Below are 6,157 nucleotides of genomic sequence, written 5' to 3' on the forward strand. Positions count from 1 at the left end.
ACAGCTCAGCGCGCCTGCGCGCGAAGCCGGGCGGGGTGACGCTCCAGGCCTTTTCCGAGCAACCTCTCGCTGGAGAATCCTCCTCATGAGCGCCACCTTGCTGTATCTCGCCCTGGCTGCATCCCCCGGACATACGACCTGCCTGGCGGCAAGACCGCCCTCGGCCGCGGCGCTGGCGCAGGCGGTTAGTCATCCTCCCGCGACCGGGCCCCAGGCGCTGCCGGTCATCCACACGGCAGGAACCCTGCCGCATACCGGCAGCCACGACCAGTCCGCCGCGGCGGTACGGGATTTCGGCTACATGCTCGATCTGGCGCTGGCCTGGCGGGACAATCGCGATGCCGCGGCCCTGGCGCGCCTGGCCAGCTATCTCGATGCCTGGCTGCCTGGGTATCGGCTCAGTTTCCAGCCCATCGACGAGACCAATCTGAGCAATCTCATCGTCGCCTATCAGCTGACCGCGGCGGATCTGCCCGCCGCGACGGCTCGGCGTTCCCGCGCCTTCATCACGACCCTGGCCGAGGGTTATCTGCAGCAGATGGCGGCGCATCGGGGGGACGCCCACGGAGTCTGGAGCAACAACTGGCAGAGTCACAGGATCAAGCTGGCGACCCTGGCTGCCGGCGCGCTGGACGATCCGGCGCTGTTCGCCCGGGCGCGGGCGGCCTTCGTGGCGCAGCTGTCGGTCAATCTCAAGCCCGATGGCGAGGTGCTGGACTTCGGCGAGCGCGATGCCCTGCACTATGTCGTCTACGACCTCGAGCCCCTGGTGCTGGCGGCGGCGGTGGCCCAGGGGCGCGGCGAGGACTGGTTGCACCTGCCAGGCGCTGAAGGCCAGACCCTGGCCAGGGCGCTCGACTGGCTGCTGCCCTATGCGAAAGGCCAGCGCAGCCATGAGGAATTCCGCAATACGACGGTACGCTTCGATGTGCAGCGTGCCCAGGCCGGGCTGCCCGGCTATGCAGGCACCTGGCAGCCCCGGGGCGCCAGAAACCTGTACTGGTCGGCCAGTCTGCTCGATCCGCGCTATGCGTCCATCGCCCACCAGCTCGCTGCGGCACCGCCGCGGATGCTGTGGGCCTATGCCCCGGCCTGTCAGGGCTAGCGCCCCTATCAGTCCAGGCTGCGGATGCTGACCCGGGAGGTGCCGTCGGCCACCATGTCGAGCCGATCGGCCGCGCTGCGCGACAGGTCGATCAGGCGTCGACGAACCGTCGGGCCGCGATCGTTGATGCGCACCACCACGCTGCGGCCGTTGGCCAGATTGGTGACCTGGACGCGGGTGCCGAAGGGCAGGGTGCGGTGGGCGGCGGTCAGGGCGCCAGGGTCGTATTTTTCACCGCTGGCGGTACGGCGACCGGCGTGCCACTTGGAGTAGAAGGACGCCATGCCGGTGTCCTGATAGTCATGGGCAGCGGTAGGGGACAGCGTGGGCGGGAAGCTTTCCTGACTGGCGCAACCGGCGAACAGCAGGACCAGCGACAGCAGTCCGGCACGGTGGATCCTATGCATCTCGATGCCTCCTGGCAAAACGACCGGCAGCAGCTTAAGGGCTCGCACCGAGGCTGTCAGCCCCGGTCCGTAACCCCGTACGACTGCCGTCAGCCTTCCAGTCTCTGCTTGAGCAGCTGGTTGACCTGGCCGGGGTTGGCCTTGCCCTTGGAGGCCTTCATCGCCTGGCCGACAAAGAAGCCGAACATCTTGCCGCGCTTGGCTTCGTCGCTGGCGCGGTATTGCTCGACCTGGGCGGCATTGGCCGCCAGGACCTCGTCCAGCATCGCCTCGATGGCACCGCTGTCGGTGACCTGCTTGAGACCCTTGGCTTCGATGATGGCATCGGCGCTCGCGCCTTCGCCGGCGGCCAGCGCCTCGAACACCATCTTGGCGATCTTGCCGGAGATGGTGTCGTCCTTGATGCGCAGGATCAGGCCGCCCAGCTGGGCCGCGCTCACCGGTGCCTGGGCGATGTCCAGGTCCTGCTTGTTGAGCAGGCTCGACAATTCGCCCATCACCCAGTTGGCCGCCAGCTTGGCGTCGCCGCTGACCTGCTGGACTTCCTCGAAGTAGTCGGCCAGTTCGCGGCTGGCGGACAGCACGCTGGCGTCATAGACCGACAGCCCGTACTCGCTCTGGAAGCGATCGCGCTTCTCGGTCGGCAGCTCGGGCAGCTGACTGCGCACCTCGGCCAGGAAGGCCGGCTCGATCACCACCGGCAAGAGGTCGGGGCAGGGGAAGTAGCGGTAGTCGTTGGCTTCTTCCTTGCTCCGCATGGAGCGGGTCTCGTCCTTGTTGGGATCGTACAGGCGGGTTTCCTGCACCACCTTGCCACCGTCCTCGATGAGTTCTATCTGGCGCTGAACCTCGTGGTTGATGGCCTTCTCGATGAAGCGGAAGGAGTTGACGTTCTTGATCTCGGCGCGGGTGCCGAAGGCCTCCTGGCCCTTGGGGCGCACCGAGACGTTGCAGTCGCAACGCAGCGAACCCTCGGCCATGTTGCCGTCGCAGATGCCCAGGTAGCGCACCAGGGCATGGATGGCCTTGACGTAGGCCACGGCTTCCTTGGCGCTGCGGATGTCCGGCTCGGAGACGATCTCCAGCAGCGGCGTGCCGGCGCGGTTCAGGTCGATGCCGCTCATTCCGTGGAAGTCTTCGTGCAGGCTCTTGCCGGCGTCTTCTTCCAGGTGCGCGCGGGTGATGCCGATGCGCTTGACGGTGCCGTCTTCCAGGGTGATGTCCAGGTGCCCCTTGCCGACGATGGGATGATCCATCTGGCTGGTCTGGTAGCCCTTGGGCAGGTCCGGGTAGAAGTAGTTCTTGCGCGCGAAGACGTTGCGCTCGGCGATCTCGGCATCGATGGCCAGGCCGAACTTGCAGGCCATGCGCACGGCCTTGGCGTTGAGCACCGGCAGGGTGCCGGGCATGCCGAGGTCGACCAGGCTGGCGTGGGCGTTGGGCTCGGCGCCGAAGCTGGTGGCGCTGCCGGAGAAAATCTTCGATTGAGTGCTGAGCTGAGCGTGGATCTCAAGCCCGATCACGGTTTCCCATTGCATGTCTCTATCCTTCCTCAGAAGCCGCTCGGCGCCTGGCGATGCCAGTCGCTGACCTGCTGGTACTGGTGGGCGACGTTGAGCAGACGGCCTTCCTGGAAATAGTTGCCGAGCAGTTGCACGCCCACCGGCAGGCCGTCGACGAAGCCGGCCGGCATCGACAGGCCGGGAATGCCGGCGAGGTTGGCGGCGATGGTGTAGAGGTCTTCGAGATAGGCGGAGACCGGGTCGTTGCTCTTCTCGCCGAGTTTCCAGGCCAGGTTCGGCGTGGTCGGGCCGAGGATGACGTCGACCTCGGCGAAGGCCGCGACGAAGTCGTTCTTGATCAGCCGGCGGATGCGCTGGGCCTTGAGGTAGTAGGCGTCGTAATAACCGGCCGACAGGGCATAGGTACCGACCATGATGCGGCGCTTCACCTCGGCGCCGAAGCCTTCGCCACGGGATCTCTTGTAGAGATCTTCCAGATTGACCGGATTCTCGCAGCGATAGCCGAAGCGCACGCCGTCGAAGCGTGACAGGTTGGAGCTGGCTTCGGCCGGGGCGATGACGTAGTAGGCCGGAATCGCGTGCTGCAGGGTGGGCAGCGAGATGTCCTTGACAGTGGCGCCGAGCTTCTTGAGCGCCTCGACCACGGCCAGCACCTTCTCGCCGATGCGGGCGTCCAGGCCGGCACTGAAGTATTCCCGCGGCAGACCGATGCGCAGGCCGCTCAGCGGCTGCTGCAGGGCCGCCTGGTAGTCGTCCACCGGCTGGTCGACGCTGGTGGAGTCCTTGGGGTCGAAACCGGCCATGGCCTGCAGCAGCAGGGCGCAATCCTCGGCAGTGCGCGCCAGCGGGCCGCCCTGATCGAGGCTGGAGGCGTAGGCGATCATGCCCCAGCGCGAGACGCGGCCGTAGGTGGGCTTGATGCCGGTGAGGTTGGTCAGGGCCGCCGGCTGGCGAATCGAGCCACCGGTGTCGGTGCCGGTGGCGGCCGGCAGCAGGCGCGCGGCCACGGCCGCGGCGGAGCCACCGGAAGAGCCGCCCGGTACCCGGGTGACGTCCCAGGGATTCTTCACCGGACCGTAGTGGCTGGACTCGTTGGCCGAACCCATGGCGAATTCGTCCATGTTCAGCTTGCCGAGGGAGACGGCGCCCGCCGCGGCCAGTCGCTCGACCACGGTGGCGTCATAGGGCGCCTTGAAGCCGGTGAGGATCTTCGAGCCGCAGCTGGTCAGCACCCCCTGGGTGCAGAACAGATCCTTGTGGGCGAGAGGTGCACCGAGCAGGGCGCCGTTTTCGCCGGCGGCGCGCCGCGCGTCGGCAGCCCGCGCCTGGGCCAGCGCCTGGTCGGTGGTCACGGTGATGAAGCTGTTGAGCCGCGGGTCGAGCTGCTCGATCCGCTGCAGCAGGCTGCGGGTCAGCTCCTCGGCGGAAAAATCCTTGGCGGCCAGGGCGGCAGCGATTTCGGTCAGGGTCAGCTGATGCATGTCGTGTCTCACTCGATCACCTTGGGAACCAGGTACAGGCCGGCTTCCACGGCCGGGGCGATGGCCTGGTAGGCCTCGCGCCGGTCGCCTTCGGTGGCCTGGTCGGGTCGCAGGCGCTGGGTGGCTTCCAGCGGGTGGGCGAGGGGGGCAATACCCGTGGTATCCACGGCCTGCATCTGGTCGACGAGGCCGAGGATGTCGTTGAGGGTGGCGGTGGTAGCGGCGAGATCCGCTTCATCGAGACCCAGGCGGGCCAGGTGAGCAATCTTTTCGACGTCGGTGCGTTCGAGCGCCATCGGCTTCTCCAAGCAGGAAGGCGGCGTGACCCGGTTGGCGGCCGCGTATGCTGAAGACGGGCTGGGCGGGTCGGGCGCCGCGTTGAACAGGGGCTTAACGGCCCGGAAAAGCTCTCAATCTAGCATATCGGCGCCTTGCCCTAAATCCCTGCGATTGTTAGAGTCTGCCGCACTTTTTTACCCGCACGTTTGTCCTGTCGCGTGCCTGCTTGTCACCGCCTAGGGTCACCTCATGTTCAAGAAATTGCGTGGCATGTTCTCCAGCGATCTGTCGATCGACCTGGGAACCGCCAACACCCTGATTTATGTCCGCGAGCGTGGCATCGTGCTCAACGAGCCGTCGGTCGTCGCCATCCGTACCCATGGCAACCAGAAGAGCGTCGTCGCCGTCGGTACCGACGCCAAGCGCATGCTCGGTCGGACGCCGGGCAACATTGCCGCCATCCGCCCGATGAAGGACGGCGTCATCGCCGACTTCAGCGTCTGCGAAAAGATGTTGCAATACTTCATCAACAAGGTGCACGAGAACAGCTTCCTGCAGCCCAGTCCGCGGGTGCTGATCTGCGTGCCCTGCAAGTCGACCCAGGTCGAGCGCCGCGCCATTCGCGAATCCGCGCTGGGCGCCGGTGCCCGTGAGGTATTCCTGATCGAGGAGCCGATGGCCGCGGCCATTGGCGCCGGTCTGCCGGTCGAGGAAGCCCATGGCTCCATGGTCGTCGACATCGGCGGTGGCACCACCGAGATCGCCCTGATCTCGCTGAACGGCGTGGTCTATGCCGAATCCGTCCGCGTCGGCGGCGATCGCTTCGACGAAGCCATCGTCACCTACGTGCGTCGCAACTACGGCAGCCTGATCGGCGAATCCACCGCCGAGCGCATCAAGCAGGAAATCGGTACCGCCTACCCGGGCGGCGAGGTCCGCGAGATCGACGTCCGTGGCCGCAACCTGGCCGAAGGCGTACCGCGCAGCTTCACCCTCAATTCCACCGAGGTGCTCGAAGCCATGCAGGAATCCCTGGCGACCATCGTCCAGGCGGTCAAGAGCTGCCTGGAGCAGTCGCCGCCGGAACTGGCCTCCGACATCGCCGAGCGTGGCCTGGTGCTGACCGGTGGTGGCGCCCTGCTGCGCGACCTGGACAAGCTGCTGTCGCTGGAAACCGGCCTGCCGGTGATCGTCGCCGAAGACCCGCTGACCTGCGTGGCCCGTGGCGGCGGCAAGGCGCTGGACATGATGGATCGCCACGCCATGGACCTGCTGTCCACCGAATAAGGCAGTTCCAGGCTACAGGCCCCGCGCCGGCCGCCCCGGGCGGGGGGGGCGCCGGGGGGGGGGGGGGGGGGGCGG

General features: G+C 66.9%; 6 protein-coding genes. 2 read left to right on the plus strand and 4 right to left on the minus strand.

Features of this window, described 5'->3' with window-relative positions; all coding sequences use genetic code 11:
* Positions 1-85 precede the first annotated feature (85 nt).
* Complete coding sequence (locus tag QMX82_RS02835; RefSeq protein WP_282281156.1) at positions 86-1,105, plus strand: alginate lyase family protein; 1,020 nt, start codon at positions 86-88, stop codon at positions 1,103-1,105.
* A gap of 8 nt (positions 1,106-1,113) precedes the next feature.
* Here QMX82_RS02835 and QMX82_RS02840 read toward each other — a convergent pair whose 3' ends face one another.
* From QMX82_RS02840 to gatC, 4 genes are all read right to left on the minus strand, one after another.
* A complete protein-coding gene (locus tag QMX82_RS02840; protein ID WP_133859857.1) occupies positions 1,114-1,512 on the minus strand; it encodes a septal ring lytic transglycosylase RlpA family protein in 399 nt (132 codons plus the stop codon).
* An 89-nt stretch (positions 1,513-1,601) separates the two neighbouring features.
* The gene (gene gatB / locus QMX82_RS02845; RefSeq protein WP_282281158.1) at positions 1,602-3,050 is read right to left on the minus strand and encodes an Asp-tRNA(Asn)/Glu-tRNA(Gln) amidotransferase subunit GatB; all 1,449 of its coding nucleotides are present in this window, start codon (positions 3,048-3,050) and stop codon (positions 1,602-1,604) included.
* Between the two features lie 14 nt (positions 3,051-3,064).
* Entirely contained in the window at positions 3,065-4,516 is a 1,452-nt protein-coding gene (gene gatA / locus QMX82_RS02850; RefSeq protein ID WP_282281160.1) for an Asp-tRNA(Asn)/Glu-tRNA(Gln) amidotransferase subunit GatA, read from the minus strand.
* 8 nt (positions 4,517-4,524) lie between these two features.
* On the minus strand, positions 4,525-4,812 hold the full coding sequence (gene gatC / locus QMX82_RS02855; protein ID WP_133859854.1) for an Asp-tRNA(Asn)/Glu-tRNA(Gln) amidotransferase subunit GatC: 288 nt from the start codon (positions 4,810-4,812) through the stop codon (positions 4,525-4,527).
* 232 nt (positions 4,813-5,044) lie between these two features.
* Here gatC and mreB point away from each other — a divergent pair, with 232 nt between their 5' ends.
* Complete coding sequence (gene mreB, locus QMX82_RS02860) at positions 5,045-6,082, plus strand: rod shape-determining protein MreB (RefSeq protein ID WP_133859853.1); 1,038 nt, start codon at positions 5,045-5,047, stop codon at positions 6,080-6,082.
* Positions 6,083-6,157: the final 75 nt, after the last annotated feature.

Origin of the sequence: Pseudomonas sp. PS02302 (genome assembly GCF_029959585.1) — a bacterium.
In the GTDB taxonomy this organism is placed as follows: domain Bacteria; phylum Pseudomonadota; class Gammaproteobacteria; order Pseudomonadales; family Pseudomonadaceae; genus Chryseomonas; species Chryseomonas aestiva.